This is a genomic window from Shewanella sp. SM55 (assembly GCF_025654025.1).
Taxonomy (GTDB): Bacteria; Pseudomonadota; Gammaproteobacteria; order Enterobacterales; family Shewanellaceae; genus Shewanella; species Shewanella oncorhynchi.
Window position 1 is genome coordinate 266,126 of record NZ_JAKKRS010000001.1, and the last position, 18,654, is coordinate 284,779.

The following is an 18,654-nucleotide window of genomic DNA, read 5'->3' on the forward strand; positions in this document are numbered from 1 at the left end:
TCCTCCCCGATTTCGAAGGATATTTTAACTTGTCGTCAGACAAACCGATTCGACTTGGGCATTACCGGAACGAAACTAAAGAATTTATGGGGTTGGTTGATGTTTTACAACGAATTCCTTGTTTTTGTAATCATTAAAAAATAAGCCATAAATAGGATGCGACACGCAGCGACTGCGTCTAACAGCAATGCGCACCTCTTGCCTAGCCACCAGCCGTGAGGCTCAGTTGACCTACTGCTAGGCCCGTAATGCAGCGAAGCGCGATGTTTGATGACCTCTATTTAAAGAAGAATGACGTCATCATGAAACGTATGTTAATCAATGCAACTCAATCAGAAGAGTTGCGTGTTGCCCTTGTTGATGGGCAACAACTGTATGATCTAGACATTGAAAGCCCAGGTCATGAGCAAAAAAAATCAAACATTTACAAAGGTAAAATTACCCGCGTAGAACCGTCTTTAGAAGCCGCTTTCGTCGACTACGGTGCCGATCGTCACGGCTTTTTGCCACTGAAAGAAATCGCTAGAGAATATTTCCCGAAGGGATATTCGTTCCAAGGTCGCCCAAATATCAAAGAAGTGGTCAGTGAAGGACAGGAAGTTATTGTCCAAATTGACAAAGAAGAACGCGGCAATAAAGGTGCAGCCTTAACGACCTTCATCAGCCTTGCAGGCTCTTACTTAGTATTAATGCCAAACAACCCACGTGCTGGCGGGATTTCTCGTCGTATCGAAGGTGATGAACGCACTGAGCTAAAAGAAGCGATGGCTGACTTAGAAGTGCCTGCGGGCATGGGTCTTATCGTGCGTACTGCGGGTGTAGGCAAAGAATCTGCCGAGTTAAAGTGGGACTTAAAAGTTCTACAACACCACTGGGCGGCGATCACCGAAGCTTCACAAGTTAAAGGCGCACCTTTCTTAATTCACCAAGAAAGCAATGTGATAGTTCGCGCTATTCGTGACTATTTACGCCGTGACGTGGGCGAAATCCTCATCGATCATCCACGTATTTTTGAAGAAGCGAAGCAACATATTGCCTTAGTTCGCCCTGATTTCGTTGAGCGCGTAAAACTGTACGAAGCTGAAGTGCCATTGTTCACTCACTTCCAAATCGAATCACAAATTGAATCCGCCTTCCAACGCGAAGTGCGTCTGCCATCTGGCGGTTCAATTGTTATCGACCCAACTGAAGCGTTAACCTCAATCGATATCAACTCTGCCCGTGCCACTAAAGGCGGCGATATTGAAGAAACAGCACTTAACACTAACCTCGAAGCCGCCGATGAAATTGCCCGCCAATTGCGCCTCCGCGACTTAGGTGGCTTAGTGGTTATCGACTTTATTGATATGACGCCTGTGCGCCATCAGCGTGAAGTTGAAAACCGCTTACGTGATGCTGTGCACCATGATCGTGCTCGCGTGCAGTTAGGTCGCATTTCTCGTTTCGGTTTGATGGAAATGTCGCGTCAACGTCTGCGCCCCTCTTTAGAAGAATCTGCAGCGCATATCTGCCCTCGCTGTCATGGCCAAGGCACGATTCGCAGTACCGAGTCTTTAGCACTGTCAATTTTACGTTTGATGGAAGAAGAAGCCATCAAAGAAAACACCTCACAAATCGAAGCGATTGTGCCTGTGGATGTTGCAGCTTTCTTGTTAAACGAGAAACGCAAAGCCATTCGCATCACAGAACAGCGTCACGATGTCGAAGTGTATGTGATCCCTGACGCACACATGATGACGCCTGATTACCGCGTGATCCGTCACCGTAGTGATGATGAAATCAGTGAATCAAGCTATAAGCGTATAGAGCATCCTGAAGCCAAATTGTATGAGCCACGCAAACTGGAACGTACTGCGGCGCCTATTCCGGCATTAAAAGGTTTTGCAGCGCCACAAAAAGTAGAACAAGCCCCATCACCAACGGTGAAAGTTGAAGCGCCACAACCAGGCTTCTTCAGCAAGCTTGTGAGTGCAATCAGTGCCATGTTTGCGCCAAGTGAAAAAGCTGAACCCGTAAAAGTTGTTGAAACTAAAGCAACTGATACCAGTGCGGCTAACGCCAATCGCCGTAACCGTCGTAATGACACTCGCCGCCCACGCAATGCCCAAGATGCCGACAAAGCAAAAGAAGGCACTCGTGAGCCGCGTAGCCGCAATCCAAAAAAACCGGCTGATGCCGTAGTCAGCACACAAGAACGTCCAGTACGCGAAAAAGAAGAAGCGGCTAAACGTCCAGCTAAAGCTGAACCAAAGCCTCGCGTACAAGCGCCAAAAGATGTTGTTGCCGACATTGAAGCAGATGATGCCCCTAAGCAAGAAGTCGCCCGTGAGCGTCGTCAGCGCCGTAACATGCGTCGTAAGGTGCGTATCGATAATGGCCATAATACGCCAGATAATGCGATCCCAATTGCACCTGAAGATGCCGCAGAAGTGTTAGCGGAAATTGCAGCCCTTAACGCCGCAGCGGCAAGCACTATCAGTGTTAATGCCAAAGCTGAAGTCATTGCCCAAACGCCAGTAGAAACTAAAGCGCCAAGAACACGTCGCCAGCCTCGTAAGGAAGCGGCACCGGCTCAAGAAGCGCAAGAAAATATTGTGCTAGAAGAGACAACTGTAATTTCTACTGTAGTAGAAACACCTGCTGTTGATGCTGTTAACGTAGCTGAAAACTCCTTGGTTGACATAGCAGCTCATACTGTAGCAGCGGATGCTGTATCGCAAGATAGCGAAGTTGATGCAGACAACGAAAATGCTAATGCAGATGATCAATCAAAACGCGAGCAAAGAGATGGTCAACGTCGTAGCCGTCGTAGCCCTCGCCACCTTCGTGCAGCGGGTCAACGTCGTCGTCGCGACGAAGATGACCAAGGTACATCAACGCCAGCGCAATTCGTTCCTAATGACGAATTAGGTGCTGACCAAGAGTACCCAAGCGAAATCGTCAGTGTTCGAGTGGAAACTCCTGTTGTTGCAACTCAAACAACAGCGGTAACTGAACCGGCCGTTAAAACTGATGGCGTCGAAATAGCTGAAACAAGTTCAACTCCAACTGTTGAAGCTCCTGCTGTTGTTAAAGTAGAAGCAAAAGTTGAGCCTCAGCCTCAAGCAAATGACGTTGCAGCAGTTGAAACTCAGCAAGTTGAAACTAAACCTGTTGTGACTAAAACCACTGAAACGAAAGCGGAAGAGCCAAAGGCTGCTGACGTAAAAGTTGACCTTGCGTCAATCGTTGAAACTCAGGTGACCAGCGTTACTGCTGAAGCCGTAGTCGTTGCAGTCCCATCAGTTGAAAGCTCAGTGACTAAATCAGTAGCAGTACCCAAAGCTGAAGCAGCTAAAACCGAAACACTTGTCGAGCCAAGTGTTGCACCGAGCGCTGAAGTAAAAGAAGCCGTGAAAGCAACAGCCTCTGCGCCAATGGCCAGACCGGCAGCTATCGCTAAGCCTCAAGCCACAATACAAACGGCTCCAACAACACCGCAAATCACGGATGCAGTTGTTGTCAGCAAGCCGAAAGCCGCCAGCCGCTTTGGCTCTATGGTGTCTTCGGATATGACCAAGCCTGTCGTTGAAGTGAGAGAACAAGTGGCAGTCCCTAAAGGACGAGAGTATGAGAATACTGCGAACGAAGAGTCTACTGCCAAAATCAAACTCGCTAATGGTGCAGAGTCTGATATGGCACGTCCATAATCACTTAAGCTAAACCAGAAAAGCCATGCAATTGCATGGCTTTTCTATTTACACTGTAATACTCCACAATATTTAAATTTAGCTCAATCCATTTTTCGGCTTAATCGTAGCCCCCCTTGAATAACATAACCCATCAAAAGATCCTCAGTATATAGTTATCAACTTTAAATATTCTTGTGTTGTCACTAACGTCACATTAGAAGCAATAAACATGCTAACAAAATATCAGGCCAATACCCGCCAGTAGAAAGGGCTCTTAATCCATTTACTGCTAACTGTAGACCCCTCCTTTATAAGTTAGGAAAACTAGTCAAGGGAGAGCATTATTCCGCTATAAAGTAGCCGATAATTAAGTTGGATTAGCAGCCTAAAGCTTCTGTCGGAAATACTTAAATATACGAAATGCAAGGCATCTCAATAGCCATATTCGTTTTTTGGTCGGCTCCAAACTACATCATAAATAAGCTAGTGTTCTTTAATATCAAGCACTAAATGCTTTGCCAGCCTCAACTCTTGACTACAAGGCTTTCAGCCTTAGGTGCAGCTTAGTATATGTAGAATAACTAAGTGCAAGAAATGTAAATGCACCAATCATATTCGGCAATATCTGAAGTCACTGATTTACAACAAATGAATGATTAGACACATTCGCGTTCGACATTGAATATAAGATTACGCAAAAAATAAACTCGATAAGAGTAAGCGTTAAGCGTTAAGCGTTAACATATAATGGAATTGAATGTTACAGGGGTAAAAATAAGGAGAGTGTATCAAATGGTTTTATTGAAAATCTTGGAGATATCAGAATTGGGTTCTAACAGAGAAAGATTAGAGGATTAACTTCAGATTTAAGCATTAAATTAATGCGACATGTTAAGTGGATCTCGTCGCTTTACTGGATTCAACAATCTAAACTAAATGAAATTTCATCTTTCGCACAAATAAAAAGAGCCACGGAATTAACCATAGCCCTTTAATCCATTGCTATCAGCTCTAGGCTAACAGCACCGAAAATTAACCAATGATAGTTACGTTTTCAGCTTGTGGACCTTTTTGACCTTGAGTCACAGTGAAAGACACTTTTTGGCCTTCATCAAGAGTTTTGAAACCGTCAGAGTTGATCGCACGGAAGTGTACGAATACATCTGGACCAGATTCTTGCTCAATGAATCCGAAACCTTTGTCAGAGTTGAACCACTTAACAACACCAGTAACTTGAGACATAATATAAATCCTGTAAATAAAAAATTAAAGCCTTAACGGCGGGTGGAGCTGGAAAATGCCGGTATTACTTATGTTTACAGGACGAACTGGTCGTATTGAACACATAAATATAAGCCCAACCTTCAAGCTGATAAGACTATAAACCATTCTAAAGATAAGTCAACACACTGCGACACTTTGGATTATTTATTTTGCCTAAATCTACTTTACGGTTTTGCAACCGGCTAGCAGAACACTAGGTTCATGCTGTTTAGCCGGTACAGTTAAGCATTTTAAATAATTTATTTCAATAGCTTAATCTTATCGCTTACTTTGAAATCCGATGCACTTCAATTTGGAAATCCAATTCACAGTTCAGTCCTTGCAACGCAAATGCTTGCTTTTGGGCATGAGTAAACTTCCAGGCATAGGGCGTCATTTCTAAAAAATGAGCGATATGTTCACTATTTGCCAGCTCTAACTGGGAGATTAAGCGTTCCTGATGAAGACACTCAAATCCAGCAATATGCGCTGTGGAAACGGGATGTAATCTTGGCTCAGCATAAATTTGTTGTTTCAACGCAAAATGGTGTAAAGGTCCCGGAGAAACCGTTATCAGTAAGCCTCCATCAGCCATAATTCGTTGTAACTCTTCTACTTTTGAAGGGGCATAAATACGAATGGCAAGATCGACACTTTGGGATGCGATTGGCATTTCATAGGCACTTGCGACACAAAATTGCAAATTAGGGTAACGTTTAGCTGCATATTTAATCGCAGACTTAGAAATATCTATACCTTGTAAATTGCAATCATGGTGCTGGCTCAACACATGGAATAAACGTTGACTGTAGTACCCTTCCCCACAGCCTATATCGAGGATTTGTTTTGCTTCGGCACCAAACTCAAGTGCGAGCTCATTCACTCTATCACTCAAACCTTGATAGTAACCCGCGTTTAAAAATTCACGCCGAGCAAACATCATCTGTTTATTATCACCAGGATCTTTTGAGTTTTTCTTCTGTACAGGCAATAAGTTGACATAGCCTTCTTTGGCCATATCAAACTTATGTTGCTGTGAACAACCCCAAGTTCGCTCCGTTAACGTCAGTGGGGCGGCACACAGGGGACATAAATAATACATAATGGACTCTTATCATTTAGCTAAATTTGGGTAAAAAGTTTATGTTTCGTCTTCCATCAATCGATCTACCATCAGGGTCAATTCCGGTGAAGCGAGTAATTCATAACACTCTAATTTTCTTAATAGCTTATCAGTGTTATCAACATCATTAGCAGCGCGGCTGTAGTTTGGTCGCTCAAACATATGGGTATAGGTTCTAAATAACCATTGTTGTTTTTGCAGTAGCAAGGGATCGATCCTTAATACTTCATCAGCAAGGCTGGCATGACATTGACCAAGCTCCCCACGCATAAACGCCTGCAATTCTAATCTAACCTGCTCGATTTCGGTCATGTAAATTGCAAGAGATTCAGATGATGCGGCATAGTCGTAGTGCCTTGCTAACAGTGCTTTAGCAACCATTAACGCTTTGGGCTCATGCAAAACCCGCAAATCCGCTTCTAAGGGTACTAACTCAAACTTTGAATTGGCTTGTAAGGCAAAAGTTAAGTAACTATCTGCACCTATTAAGTCATTATCTGCATCTAAATGACGAGTCGTATCTAAGGTAAAAGATACACCTCGCCTCAATTCAGCCGCACAAAATTTCGCAGCAGTTCCCATCCGTGTATAAAGCCTAAAACCTTGCCCAAGGCTGCGGGTTATTGGTGTATTGAAAGCCTGAGGACTTTGCGGTAACGATTCGACCTTAAGACCCATAAACGGCTGGAAGCGGATGACTATATTTTGCTGAATTCCGGCTTCAGCTATAACGATAATCTCTAGTAAAGGGGCATTGATCGCCTGTGACACAATAAAATCACTCACATCGTCGGGTAGTCGTAATGTGAGTATTGATGCCTTTTCAATATCAAGCACCATAGGTTCATTTAGAAATTGATGGTACATAAGACATTATTCTCCTATTTAACCGCAATTGTACCGTCCAATACCAATTAAAATCACCCCGTAAACCATTACCCTCGCAAGATATGACTTAATCTTCATGATGCCGTAAATCGGCATTCGAGAAATAGTAGTGACATTGCGTGGTAGCATATTTATGCCTCCAGTGATCTATAACGTTAAGCACAGGAAGATGTAAGTGACGTATACAATGAACTTCACGTAACCATTCACCCAATGTAAAACTCACGATGCACCCAGCCCAGAAAGTGGCGAGCCTAGTCAGCATTGTTAGACATTGCTCGGCTTAGCGCCAGAAAACCATTCTGTATGCTGGTCACCTTGACGGCCAAAATAGGTTACACGTTTACCTCGCAAAAACACGAAATAACCTTGAACTCCAGCATTCATAGCGCGCTGGCAGAAAAGCCGAAAATTTTGCCCATGCTGCTGACTATCCAAGATGGCGGCTCTGAGTTCAATCACATTAAAATTTTCAGCAATTAATGGAAGCCCCTCAAATGATAAAGGTGCTTGCACTGTAGAACCTGCTGCGCTATAGAAAGTAAATGACTTCGTGGCATAGTCTACATAGTAATACTCGACACCTTCAGCAATAAGATTGCCGACAATTTGAGGAAATGGTGTTAACCCAGACAAGGTTGCTTGCGCAGATTCTAAAATTTTATCTGAGTTCATTGATGTCCTCTCTGGGTCTTGAGTGGTCAATTTATATGTTTAACATCAGCAGTAGAGCCAAAGTGATAGCACTGTAAAAACGTGGAGCATGCGCCAGCGCTGGTTAAACGCTCAAAGCACGTACTCATAAATGATTAACGCAATAAACACGACCTTCAAACTTCCCCAAAATCGTTGCCAGACTACAAACACGTTTATGCATATATAACGTAAAGCCATATTAAAAACACTATGGCCAAACAACATAAGGACTTTAAAATATTCTGCGAGCCACTCGCACCCAGTGCCAACACCGTTGGGCTGTCTAAATTGATTTACAACTCACATAAACCCAAACTAAAAAAATGTATCATTTACGCTCATCATCAGTTTCTTTATCCCGCAAGCCACCTAGGCTACTGCTAAAATAAGCACACCGAATCAATTTCAACCTCTAGTAATGAGTTTATTGATGGATAATTTACAGCGACTGGGCATTATTTTTTGTATTCTTTCCCTGTGGGTCTTGGCAAACATACCCGTCACTTATGCTAATGATCAATTCATTATCAATCAGTCAGAATCCAAGCTTGATCACAGATATCAGTATACTTATGACCTTTTACAATTAGTTATTGATGCAACCAAAGCCGATTTTGGTGAAGCATCACTGCAAGTCTCAGATCTAATAATGAGTCGAAATCGTATCTTCAGAGCATTACAAGAGGGTGAAACCATCAATGTTATTGCAGAAGCCTCTAACCTACAGTGGAATAAACAGCTTATTCCAATAAAAATTCCTATTAGAAAAGGCATTCAGGGATTTAGAATTTTTATTATTAAAAAGGAAAATGTACCTAGGTTAGCCCAAATCACCTCGCTAGCGCAGTTAACTGCTCTTGATACTGGTTCAGGTAGCCAATGGTCAACTAAAGTTGCCATGCAACAAGCAGGATTTAAGATTATAGAAAGCAATCAATATGACAGTTTATTTAATATGTTATCAAAAGGACGGTTTATAACATTTGGCCGCGGAGTGAATGAAGTCTTTCAAGAGGTTAAGCAGTTTAATCAACAATATCCAGATCTCGTTGTTGATGAAAGCATCATGCTACATATTCCGCTAGCGACATATTATTATGTTTCACCTAACAAACCTCGCTTAGCTCAGCGAATACAAATTGGCCTCCAGAGAATTATCGATAATGGTCAATTTGACCAGTTATTTTATCAACGCCATTGCGATTTTTTGATAAAAAGTAAATTTAATCAACGATTAGTTTTAAAAATTGACAATCCTTTTATATCTGAATCAGAAATGACTTCCATTGTCGGTAAAGATTTCTTACTCAATCCAATGGATGACTTTTCCATATTATGTAAGAAATATCATTGAATAGGCTTCATCAGATAAACGCTTTGGGTCCGTCATGACTTAAAAAAATCTCTCGGAAAATGGGATAAAAAACAGCAAGTCGCGGCTTGAATTGAAGGAGGTTAGATTTTTGGCCTTGGGTATCTAGAAATCAAACGAAAACCTTCAAGGCCATTAGCCTTGAAGGAAACTTTTTAGAATTGCACTCTGACACCAATAGCCACTGAGCGACCTGGCATAGGGGATAAATGCCTTAGGAAACTGTTATGTGGGCGCGCATCTACATCGGTAAGATTATCTAAGCTTAGGTAGAATTGAGTCGGCACTTTCGAAATGACTTGATCTAAAGTGATATTGGCTCCGAGCAAAGCATAAGATTCAGAGGGCCTCTCAAATCTGCTAACGTCACCTTGTGAATGATAGCGAACATAATCGATGGACACAGTAAGCGCATCATACTGCCAATTTAGTGCAGTGCCTGTTTTGGATTGTGGTGTTCGAGGTATTGAAGTGCCTTCTAACCTGCGGCGAAAGTATTCGTCCCGCTCACCAGCGAGAGGTGGACGAGTACTAAAGATGTCGTAACTACCATCGTATTGATATCGAGGAGTATTTCTCACTCTGTCAGTAAATGCGCTAAGCTCAAAAACTCCCCACCTTTGCCACGGGAAGGTATAGATAGCTTGTACCTCTAACCCTTGATTGTTTGTATCTGCTTGGCGCCATTCACGAACATAAGTACCATTACGCTCGATGCCTGTACTACCAAGATAAATAAAATCATTGAATTGATTTTGATACCAACTTGCCATTAGCTGTAAATCGGCGATTTTAGCGGTGGTATTTATTTCAAAGGAGTGATTAATTTCCTTTTTAAGATTTGAGCTGCCCTGTTCTTCAATTAACAGAGCATAGTGTGGGTTACTGGCGTAAAGCTCATTCATTTCAGGAGCACGCTCGGCATGAACGTAATTGACTCGTGTTGACCAATTTTGCAATATGTCCCATTGCAGTGATCCTGAGTAGCTTTGGAGATAAAAATTTCTATCTTTAACATTCGCTCCTGAGCCTCGACCTACCTTGTAACCCTCTGCGTTTACTTGGTGCTTAATCGCATCATAACGACCTCCAAACTCAAAAGTAACCGGACCAAAGTGCAGGGTTTGTAGCGTATAGGCTGCATAGTTTTGACTATCGACATCAGGCATGTAATTGTCATAGCCCTCCCCTTTATAGGCTTTAGTGTCGTACTGTAATCCTAAGACACCATCGAAGTTTGATGTCCAACTATGATAGAGCTTAGGGCTAATGACCCAAGAGGTAAGTTCGAATTGGTTGACGGATACTTCTGCCATATGCTCATCATCGACTTGATTCGAATAGGCGCCATCGAGACTAAATGAGTTTATCCAATTGTCATCCCAGTTTTCGACATACTTCATATCTACGCGATCACCACGGGAGAAAATTCGAATATTACCCCGTTGATCAAAATCCACTGGTGCGCTGCTGCCACGACGCATAAATCCCGGAATACCGCGATGAGTGTCCGTATAACCATAAGCCAAACCCAAAAGACGTTGTTGGCCAGTGTAGCTTCCGCCTGCCGAGAATGATGATGTGTGGTGGCTGCTGTTAAGTACAGTGCCATTACTGTCTATTGAGTAGTCGGTGATAATTTGTTGTTCTAAAGGTGTAGCATCTTCATAGCGTTTTAATTGATTGTTCATCTGCCACACAGGTTGCGCATATTTGATTTGGCATAGATCGGCAAACTGTGCGGCACCTACGACTTTTGACCACGTTTTACAATCGCTGTCTTTAGAATATCCAGGGATATCGTAGTCACCACGGTCTTTGTTGATCATATTCAGCGCAAAGTTAAAAGATTCATTCCCTGCGGTAAGTTTTGCCAGTGCGGTACTTGTACTATTGAAGCCAGCTTTCACTTCAGCGCGACTGTTAAACCCATTGATTGGGCTCAATGGAATACGACCATCTTGGAGATCAACAATACCTGCCATCGCTTGCCCACCATAGGCAATAACAGCTGTAGGACCTTTAATGACCAAGATACTGTCAGCAAGAAAGGGCTCGATGGGGATGTATTGATCCTCACTCACCGACGACATATCCTCAACTTGAGTTCCATTGAGCAACATTTTAACCCTGTTTCCACCAAATCCACGGATTTGTGGCCTACCCGATGAGCTACCAAAAAAACCACTGTCTACTCCCGGTAATTGGCTTAAAGTTTCTCCTAAGGTATCGGCTTTACGATTATTTAGTTCATCGCCGCTGAGTTCGATTTTACTGGCTTGTATTCTTTGGCTTAATGGTTTTTCTAAAGCATGCCCAGTGACATTGATACGTTCAATAGGTTCTGCTGAAACAGCTAAAGTGCCAACACCTAATAACAGAAGGTATTTGTGGGAATTCATTTTGTGGGTCGTCTCCATATGATTACTGCTAAAAAATGATATGTTACAACATATCATTGTGTATCAGTCGAGTTCAATATGAATGAAAGCAAATTAAGTTACTGATTGTAAATGGCAATCAGAACAGCACTCGGTATGGTGACTGATGATTGCTAACAAAGATTGTCATTAGAAGGGGTGGATCAGGTAAACTGTGCAAGTATGATCATTTCAAAAAAATTGGCAGTTCTATGACGGGAAAAAATCTTGATTTACTGCGTGAAGTAGTGAAAAAGTGTGAAGAAAAAGGCATCAATCTTACCAGTAAGCGCAAAAAAGTACTTATCGTATTACAGGAACATGATGTTCCTTTGTCTGCCTATGAAATTGCCGATGTGTTAAAACAAAGTTTGGGCGAGAGTTTACCCATAATGTCTATCTATCGCATGTTGGATTTCTTAGTACAGGAACAATTAGTGCATAAGTTATTAACGGTGAATAAGTATATTGCCTGCCATCATGTATGCGATCATCACATTCACAATCAATTTTTAATTTGTAATACTTGTCAAAAAGTCACAGAGATAGCATTGCCCACTGCTCTTGTTGAACAGTTACAGTTGAATGTTAGCCAAGCAGAATTTACCTTATCGAGCCCACAGCTTGAATTAGCGGGTTGGTGTCATGAATGTCAGCAGCAACATAATAGTTAAGTTATGTACATTAACTAATTTGGAACGCTATTTATCATGGTTGCTGAACTTATCCCATACTCACAGTAACGCTATAAATTCCCCAGCTTCCGATATTCTGGTCGATAATGTCCGTCTAAAATCGTGGATATGCCAGTCTTGGTTTCATATCGCGGACCAGCTCATTAATGGAAGCAACATTACCCGGTCGCTTGCCGTGGGAAAGCGCCATGGCGAGTGATATAAGTTCCACTGTTCTTATAATATCTCGAGTAAAGCAGAACTGATCGGCCTTCGAATGTGTTAAGCGGTTTCCAAAACGCATGGGGATCTATAATATTTACCCATGAATTTAGTCACGCAGGGACCAGCTTACATGCGTCAGCAAGTCCTAAATCCGGGTAGAGACCAAAGGTTAAGCACCCTGATGGATTATCAATCCTAAATCGATACTGCCATGTTATAGTCCCTGCAGGGGTAATACGAACGCTTAAGCCGTCGCGGTCTGCAAGCTCTGGTTTCTCTAAATATGGTTTGCCGTTTATTGCACGTAACCAATTGTCAGATAAAGACATTTTAATTACCCTGTGTACATGTGATTTTAGCTAATCTGACGCAGAACCCAATATATACAGATATGTACTCACATCTAAGTTGTAGCAAACTAAATTGATGTGAATGACAACGAATCCAATTAAAGAAATGTAACTATTGATAACATGAAGTTACATGCTTTAGAGAACGAAAATAAATGAAGATGAAAGACGATAAAGCAGGGTCAATATTTTAGCACGACTACGGAAACATGTAATATTAACCATTGATTTATAATAAATATATGTACAAACTTCGTTTAAGAACCTTCCAATATCACAGCTGCTAAACAACAAAATCACTTCTAAATTCGATACTATTTTTAATTGCAAAAAAATGTTGTCTAATTATGTTTATCTATTAAAAAGTGGTGTGCATGACAAGTGCTTAAGAACTTCCGGCTCCATACTTCTGATTACTTTAGCAGAGTGTTCTAATTCTAAATTAAGCTCAGACCAACCATCAGTGCTCATAAACTCTGCCAGTAGATAACAAATCCTAGGTGTAACGGCTCACAATCGAAATTCCTTGTGCTCGCAATTAGCGCAATCTTCGGCTCAGATTAAGTGACAATAAAATCTTACTGAGCTCACATTAAGTGATAGACAGATGACGGTCAGCTTTATTGGTAGTGCTTAATTTCAATGCAGTGTTCAGTTTACAATAGTGTTCTGTCGCGCAGAGTTTGCGTCAGCAAGGCGAGCTCCTGATCTTTGCTTCAAACCCGAGCATAACCGTAAAAGGCCATTGTTATTAAAAATGTCTCGTTAGGCTTTAGATGAGGAAAACATAACATCCAAATGAGACAGAAAAACCGTCTCATTTGGATGTATGCTTTAGGTATACTCAAAACATACATTAGCATCAGAGATAAAATTTAATAATCTCTTAGTAGAGTGCGAGGCTGACTTTTTGGGCTACGGACTTCTGTTACAGTTATACCTCGAAAAACTCAATCTTACCGCCAGTAAGGTGATACATACTACCAACGATTTTAATTTTATTCTGGTCTTCCAGCTGTTTCAGTACCGGGCTGTTTTTGCGGATATTCTCGATAGTCAGTTCAACATTTTTCCTTGCCACAGCATCGACAAAATCGTAATTACTCCCTTTACGCTCTCCGGTGTACTCTGTTTTTTCAATAGCAGGTTTAATTTCATTCAGCAGGCCCGTCAGGTTGCCTAGTTCTGCATTATCAATAGCGCCACGTATCGCACCACAGCGGGTATGCCCCATAACCAGCACCAATTTCGCACCAGCAAGAGCACAGGCGAATTCCATACTGCCCAATATATCGCGATTACTGATATTACCCGCAACACGAGAATTGAACGTTTCGCCGATCCCCGCATCCAGCACAATTTCCGCTGGCGCACGTGAGTCAATGCAGCTAAGGATCACTGCAGCAGGATACTGACCCGTGATACTGTTGCGTTTCTGCGCCAAATAATCATGTTTCGCCGTGCGATTCTCCCGGAAGCGCAGATTGCCCTGCTTAAAATGTTCAATCACAGCCTCAGGTGTCATACCATCACGTTCATCTTTACTGAGGGATGCCGCAAAAGAGATAGAGGGCACCGATAAGGCCGCCAGCCCAGTTACCGAAAGGGCCGAGACAGCAAGTGTTTGTTTCAGGATTGTCCGGCGTGAGGGTTGAGCCGGTTGGTTATTTTTCATAATGTTCTGCAGTCCAGTTTGTTGAGTTAACAAAGGTTGTTGCGATAGTACTGTTAAACAAATCACAGCTTCAACCTAATGATAGTGGAGACCCAGTCAACGCGATTAAATACGGGCGGCAGGGTTACAGGTATGGCGTTTTTCATTTGCAGTTATTGTGAGCCAGAAGCAATGGATAGCTAGCCCGAGGGATTTCGATTGCGAGCCGCCATACCTAGGTTCTTCCACTGATGCCTGTAACATTCCTGATAAACGAAATATTCCAAAATTTGTATGAATACGATTATCGAAAATTTCTTCATATGCTGCCTATAATTTCGCAGCTCAACTACCATAAGTCTAACAAAGCTAAGAGAAAGGGCGCATAAAGCAAAGATCAAAAGATCACAAAATAGATCTGTCAAAGTTGTTGTTTCCCGCATACCTACTATTTTCAACTTCTGAGCAGAAAAACAAAATAACAACGTAAAATCAATACAATACACAGAGCTTGAAATTATGAGTACACTAAAACCTAATGGCGACATTTACCTGCAAGAACGGTAAAATGCCCCCATTGTCATTGGGGAGTAGTCATCCTTAGCCTCCCACTAAGGAGTCCACGTCAACAAAATTGAGGTCTAACACCTCATGGCGTGGTCAGCCTCTGCGAATGCGGAGAGCTAGGCGAGACCTTTGGCCGCAATACGCTTTCCCAGCCGGGCGAGCAGTGTTGTCGTGCCATTGGATTATTGCTCGCCCGGCCGGATTGCTCACATGATCCTTACTCTTACTCTGTTTTTCATCTCAGCAGGTACCATTTATTTGGCCTGCGAATACTTCGTCAACGGCATCGAATGGTTCGGCCGCCGTTTGAATCTTGGCGCGACAGCAGTGGGTTCAGTACTTGCTGCCTTCGGTACAGCACTACCTGAAACGGCGGTGACCTTCATTGCCGTTGTCTTCGGCAAAACACCAGAGCAAAAGGACATTGGCGTCGGCGCAGCCATGGGCGGTCCGCTCGTGCTCGCTACCTTAGCCTATGCAGTGGTCGGCTTGGCACTGATTTACCACCATCGCCGCCTTCAACGGGAAACGTATCATGTACGTGCCGATCACGCCCGTATGAGTCACGACCAGCTCGCCTTTCTCGCAGTGTTTGTAGTGAAAGTGGCACTTGGCCTAATCGCCTTTGCCATCAAGCCGTGGCTGGGTGTCTTGTTTCTCGTAGCCTACGCAATCTATGTCTGGCGCGAAATTCAGGAGAGCGACACAGCGCCTGAAGATGAAGAGATTGAACCTCTCAAAATTCAACCTTCCGTGACGGAGCCATCGTTAAAATGGGCGGCGCTGCAAGCCGTGTTGTCCCTGATCGTCATAGGCATTGCATCCCATATATTCGTAGGTCAACTTGAGGCCATTGGTACAGCGCTACAATGGTCACCACATTTGGTAGCATTGCTGCTGAGTCCGGTGGCGACGGAGCTGCCCGAGATGATGAACACTCTCATATGGATACGGCAAGGAAAGGAACGCTTGGCATTGGCCAATATTTCTGGTGCCATGATGATTCAGGCAACGATTCCCAGTGCGTTGGGTATCTTCTTTACGCCATGGCTTTTTGATGGCTCACTGATGGCGGCAGGAGTCATTACTGCTTTGGCTATTATTTTTCTATGGCAGCTATTTCGACGAGGCGTTGTAGATGCGCGTGCATTGGTCGCCGTAAGCTCATTGTACGGCGTATTTGCCTTGCTGATTGCGTTCTACTTCCCTCTCTAAGGAGCAAAGTGTCAGAGAACGCAGTGTGGTATGGCTTTCCTATTTGGCTAAATTTGCCCTACACGCCAAGAGTGTAATATTAAATTTTGTAAATGTTGCAAAAAATTGATTTAAATGAATTAGACTTTTCAGCGATCCTTGTGACCATCACTAGTGATGATCAATGTATATGTCTCGTCACAAAAGCACTACGCACAGCGATACACCGCCCGAACGATTTGGTTGCGCACTATGGTGGTGAGAAATTTATTTGTCTATTACCGGATACTCAGCATTTAGGCGCGATGAACATAACTCATCGTCAACGCAGTGCTCGCTTTACATTTACTCTAGTTTCCAAGCGGTCACCATTAACTGGCGTTGTGCGTATTCAACCTCATCGGCATTTGAAATGGCAAACGCTTATCGAATCCGCAGATAAGCAATCATACTTAGCTAAAAAGCATGGACGTAATCAAGTCAGCAGGGCCAGCTTGCTACGGTAAACAGCATTATTGAGTGCCAATCGTAAATTTTGATTTTTTGAAATTATCAAAGTTGAAATGTGAAGTGGGTCACGTAGCATTTGGATAAATGGAATCATTGACTACAAGACCAAAATGCATCATGCATTTGACGATTTCTAACTGACAATTAGGCTTAGTGAAGTATCATTTTAGAGCTGGCGCAGTCATTAAAAGCTCTGTAATGGTTTAATTTCCCTACATTAATTAAAGAGAAACTATTTATGTTTGTGATCGATCAAATTATTCTCCTCGCCGCGATTTTGATTATTCTTGGTATTTTATCCAGTAAATTGTCTGCGAGATTGGGTTTACCCGTACTGGTGCTCTTTCTCATGGTGGGCATGTTAGCTGGTGAGGATGGCCCTGGAGGTATTGTTTTTGATAATGCACAAATTGCTCACGCGCTTGGGTCTTTAGCTTTAGCCATTATTTTGTTTGACGGTGGTTTGCAAACACCCATCGCGTCGATTAAGCAAGTGTGGAAGCCTGCTTCTGTGTTGGCGACTTTAGGCGTATTGGTGACAGCCATGATCACTGGTGCTGCAGCGGCTTATATTCTAGATGTTTCCTTACTTTACGGTTTACTGATTGGTGCCATTGTTGGTTCAACCGATGCTGCCGCCGTATTCTCATTACTGCGTAATGCAGGTATTCATATCAACCCACGCCTTAAAGCCACATTAGAAATTGAAAGTGCGACTAACGATCCTATGGCAATTTTTTTAACAGTTGGCTTATTGGAGATCATGGTCAAAGGGCTTGAACCAGGGACTGGATTATTGATGCTGTTTATCCAGCAAATGGGTATCGGCTCCGCAGTGGGTTTAGCGGCAGGCTGGTTATCAGTACGTATTATTAATCGTATCCATCTGACGACCTCTGGATTATATCCTGTGATGGTCGCGGCATTTGGTTTACTGTCCTTTGGCGTAGCAGCTAATCTTGGCGGCAGCGGCTTTTTAGCTATTTTTATCGCTGGTGTGGTGATAGGGAATAGTCGTTTTGTTTTTCAGCGCAGTACCTTTTTATTTCACGATGGTTTGGCATGGTTAGGCCAGATTGTTATGTTTGTTTTTTTAGGCTTGCTGATTAATCCTTCGTCTTTGCTGGATGTCTGGCAGGAAGGACTGATGATTGCAATCGTCCTGACCTTAATCGCGCGACCCTTGTCGGTAATCCCTGTACTGAAGATTTTTGGCTTTAATGCGCGTGAAATTACCCTAGTATCCTGGGTTGGGTTACGTGGTTCGGTGCCTATTATTCTGGCTATATATCCGCTGATTTATGGTCTGCCTGGTGCCAGTCTTATTTTTAGCGTGGTGTTTTTCGTCGTGTTAATTTCAGCGACAATACAGGGGTCAACATTACCCTGGGTTGCACGCGCTTTAGGACTTACGGAACCGCCTCCTGCGACACCTGCAGCGACACTGGAAATTACTGCTTTAGGCGATGTGGATGCTGACATTGTCGAGTATCAATTGGGCGATACCTCACGGGCTTCTGGTCGTCGTTTATCCCAAATGGCTTTACCTGACGGTACAGTAGTGGCGATGATAACCAGAGGAAACAATGTAATTCCACCTAGGGGATCAACCTTCCTGTATGCTGGCGATCATTTATTTATTGTGATGAAGCCCGATGTGCGTGAGTTTGTTGATCTGGTTTGCTCTGGTGTTGCAGAAGCCAATCATTATGAATTACCTACGGGTGAATTGAAGTTGAAAGGCTACACCAAAGTAGCAGATTTAAAGCACTCCTACGGTATTGAACTCTCTGCTAATGATAATTTGTCATTAGATGAAGTGCTACGTCAGAGCTTGACTGACGAGCCGACCTTAGGTGCAAGTAAAGATTTTGGGGAAGTAATATTGCATGTTCGTGAGATGGTGGGTTCGAGGATTGCGACAGTGGGTATCGTACCGAACTCAGCCAATGAAAACTGATACCAAAACAATAATTTGTAAAAGCATAGTTTCATTGTGGTCAATATAGAGATCACACCTAAGCTCAGTGCATCATTTAATCGCGAA

General features: G+C 43.0%; 13 protein-coding genes and 1 riboswitch. Of the genes, 6 read left to right on the forward strand and 7 right to left on the reverse strand.

Annotated elements, in window-relative coordinates:
- The first annotated feature begins 248 nt into the window (after positions 1-248).
- Complete coding sequence (gene rne / locus L5L91_RS01195; protein ID WP_263235488.1) at positions 249-3,689, forward strand: ribonuclease E; 3,441 nt, start codon at positions 249-251, stop codon at positions 3,687-3,689.
- 1,014 nt (positions 3,690-4,703) lie between these two features.
- Here rne and L5L91_RS01200 read toward each other — a convergent pair.
- The 4 genes from L5L91_RS01200 to L5L91_RS01215 all read right to left on the reverse strand — a co-directional run bounded on the left by L5L91_RS01200 (position 4,704) and on the right by L5L91_RS01215 (position 7,620).
- Positions 4,704-4,913, reverse strand: a complete 210-nt coding sequence (locus L5L91_RS01200) for a cold-shock protein (protein WP_011789734.1) — start codon at positions 4,911-4,913, stop codon at positions 4,704-4,706.
- A 307-nt stretch (positions 4,914-5,220) separates the two neighbouring features.
- The gene (rlmA, locus tag L5L91_RS01205) at positions 5,221-6,036 is read right to left on the reverse strand and encodes a 23S rRNA (guanine(745)-N(1))-methyltransferase (RefSeq protein WP_263235490.1); all 816 of its coding nucleotides are present in this window, start codon (positions 6,034-6,036) and stop codon (positions 5,221-5,223) included.
- Positions 6,037-6,075: 39 nt separating this feature from the next.
- Positions 6,076-6,924 (reverse strand): hypothetical protein, encoded by an 849-nt coding sequence (locus L5L91_RS01210; RefSeq protein ID WP_263235493.1) that lies wholly within the window; start codon positions 6,922-6,924, stop codon positions 6,076-6,078.
- Between the two features lie 288 nt (positions 6,925-7,212).
- Positions 7,213-7,620, reverse strand: a complete 408-nt coding sequence (locus tag L5L91_RS01215) for a DUF1398 domain-containing protein (RefSeq protein WP_263235495.1) — start codon at positions 7,618-7,620, stop codon at positions 7,213-7,215.
- A 451-nt stretch (positions 7,621-8,071) separates the two neighbouring features.
- Between L5L91_RS01215 and L5L91_RS01220 the strand changes: the two genes are divergently transcribed.
- Positions 8,072-8,995, forward strand: coding sequence for a hypothetical protein (locus L5L91_RS01220; protein ID WP_263235497.1), 924 nt, complete (start codon positions 8,072-8,074; stop codon positions 8,993-8,995).
- Between the two features lie 173 nt (positions 8,996-9,168).
- Here the strand turns inward: L5L91_RS01220 and L5L91_RS01225 are convergent, their stop codons facing one another.
- Positions 9,169-11,415 carry a TonB-dependent receptor gene (locus tag L5L91_RS01225; protein ID WP_263235498.1) on the reverse strand — a complete coding sequence of 749 codons (2,247 nt, stop codon included), beginning with the start codon at positions 11,413-11,415 and terminating at the stop codon, positions 9,169-9,171.
- A gap of 230 nt (positions 11,416-11,645) precedes the next feature.
- On the opposite strand from L5L91_RS01225, the gene L5L91_RS01230 reads away from it, so the two are divergent.
- Positions 11,646-12,107, forward strand: coding sequence for a Fur family transcriptional regulator (locus tag L5L91_RS01230; RefSeq protein ID WP_049821724.1), 462 nt, complete (start codon positions 11,646-11,648; stop codon positions 12,105-12,107).
- A 335-nt stretch (positions 12,108-12,442) separates the two neighbouring features.
- Here L5L91_RS01230 and L5L91_RS01235 read toward each other — a convergent pair whose 3' ends face one another.
- Together L5L91_RS01235 and L5L91_RS01240 are read right to left on the reverse strand one after the other, a co-directional pair.
- A complete protein-coding gene (locus tag L5L91_RS01235) occupies positions 12,443-12,661 on the reverse strand; it encodes an Arm DNA-binding domain-containing protein (RefSeq protein WP_263163179.1) in 219 nt (72 codons plus the stop codon).
- Positions 12,662-13,616: 955 nt separating this feature from the next.
- Entirely contained in the window at positions 13,617-14,357 is a 741-nt protein-coding gene (locus tag L5L91_RS01240; RefSeq protein ID WP_219252817.1) for a carbonic anhydrase, read from the reverse strand.
- A 552-nt stretch (positions 14,358-14,909) separates the two neighbouring features.
- A riboswitch (yybP-ykoY riboswitch) is annotated at positions 14,910-15,021 on the forward strand.
- Positions 15,022-15,032: 11 nt separating this feature from the next.
- Here L5L91_RS01240 and L5L91_RS01245 point away from each other — a divergent pair.
- The 3 genes from L5L91_RS01245 to L5L91_RS01250 all read left to right on the forward strand — a co-directional run bounded on the left by L5L91_RS01245 (position 15,033) and on the right by L5L91_RS01250 (position 18,567).
- On the forward strand, positions 15,033-16,118 hold the full coding sequence (locus L5L91_RS01245) for a sodium:calcium antiporter (RefSeq protein ID WP_263163181.1): 1,086 nt from the start codon (positions 15,033-15,035) through the stop codon (positions 16,116-16,118).
- 92 nt (positions 16,119-16,210) lie between these two features.
- Complete coding sequence (locus tag L5L91_RS22730; protein WP_263238335.1) at positions 16,211-16,603, forward strand: diguanylate cyclase domain-containing protein; 393 nt, start codon at positions 16,211-16,213, stop codon at positions 16,601-16,603.
- A 242-nt stretch (positions 16,604-16,845) separates the two neighbouring features.
- Complete coding sequence (locus L5L91_RS01250) at positions 16,846-18,567, forward strand: potassium/proton antiporter (RefSeq protein ID WP_263163183.1); 1,722 nt, start codon at positions 16,846-16,848, stop codon at positions 18,565-18,567.
- Positions 18,568-18,654 lie beyond the last annotated feature (87 nt).

Excerpts from the sequence above, each read along its gene's own strand:
- rne (WP_263235488.1), top strand. The coding sequence starts at position 249 with ATGCAGCGAAGCGCGATGTTTGATGACCTCTATTTAAAGAAGAATGAC.
- L5L91_RS01200 (WP_011789734.1), bottom strand. The coding sequence starts at position 4,913 with ATGTCTCAAGTTACTGGTGTTGTTAAGTGGTTCAACTCTGACAAAGGT.
- rlmA (WP_263235490.1), bottom strand. The coding sequence starts at position 6,036 with ATGTATTATTTATGTCCCCTGTGTGCCGCCCCACTGACGTTAACGGAG.
- L5L91_RS01210 (WP_263235493.1), bottom strand. The coding sequence starts at position 6,924 with ATGTACCATCAATTTCTAAATGAACCTATGGTGCTTGATATTGAAAAG.
- L5L91_RS01215 (WP_263235495.1), bottom strand. The coding sequence starts at position 7,620 with ATGAACTCAGATAAAATTTTAGAATCTGCGCAAGCAACCTTGTCTGGG.
- L5L91_RS01220 (WP_263235497.1), top strand. The coding sequence starts at position 8,072 with ATGGATAATTTACAGCGACTGGGCATTATTTTTTGTATTCTTTCCCTG.
- L5L91_RS01225 (WP_263235498.1), bottom strand. The coding sequence starts at position 11,415 with ATGAATTCCCACAAATACCTTCTGTTATTAGGTGTTGGCACTTTAGCT.
- L5L91_RS01230 (WP_049821724.1), top strand. The coding sequence starts at position 11,646 with ATGACGGGAAAAAATCTTGATTTACTGCGTGAAGTAGTGAAAAAGTGT.
- L5L91_RS01235 (WP_263163179.1), bottom strand. The coding sequence starts at position 12,661 with ATGTCTTTATCTGACAATTGGTTACGTGCAATAAACGGCAAACCATAT.
- L5L91_RS01240 (WP_219252817.1), bottom strand. The coding sequence starts at position 14,357 with ATGAAAAATAACCAACCGGCTCAACCCTCACGCCGGACAATCCTGAAA.
- L5L91_RS22730 (WP_263238335.1), top strand. The coding sequence starts at position 16,211 with ATGTTGCAAAAAATTGATTTAAATGAATTAGACTTTTCAGCGATCCTT.
- L5L91_RS01250 (WP_263163183.1), top strand. The coding sequence starts at position 16,846 with ATGTTTGTGATCGATCAAATTATTCTCCTCGCCGCGATTTTGATTATT.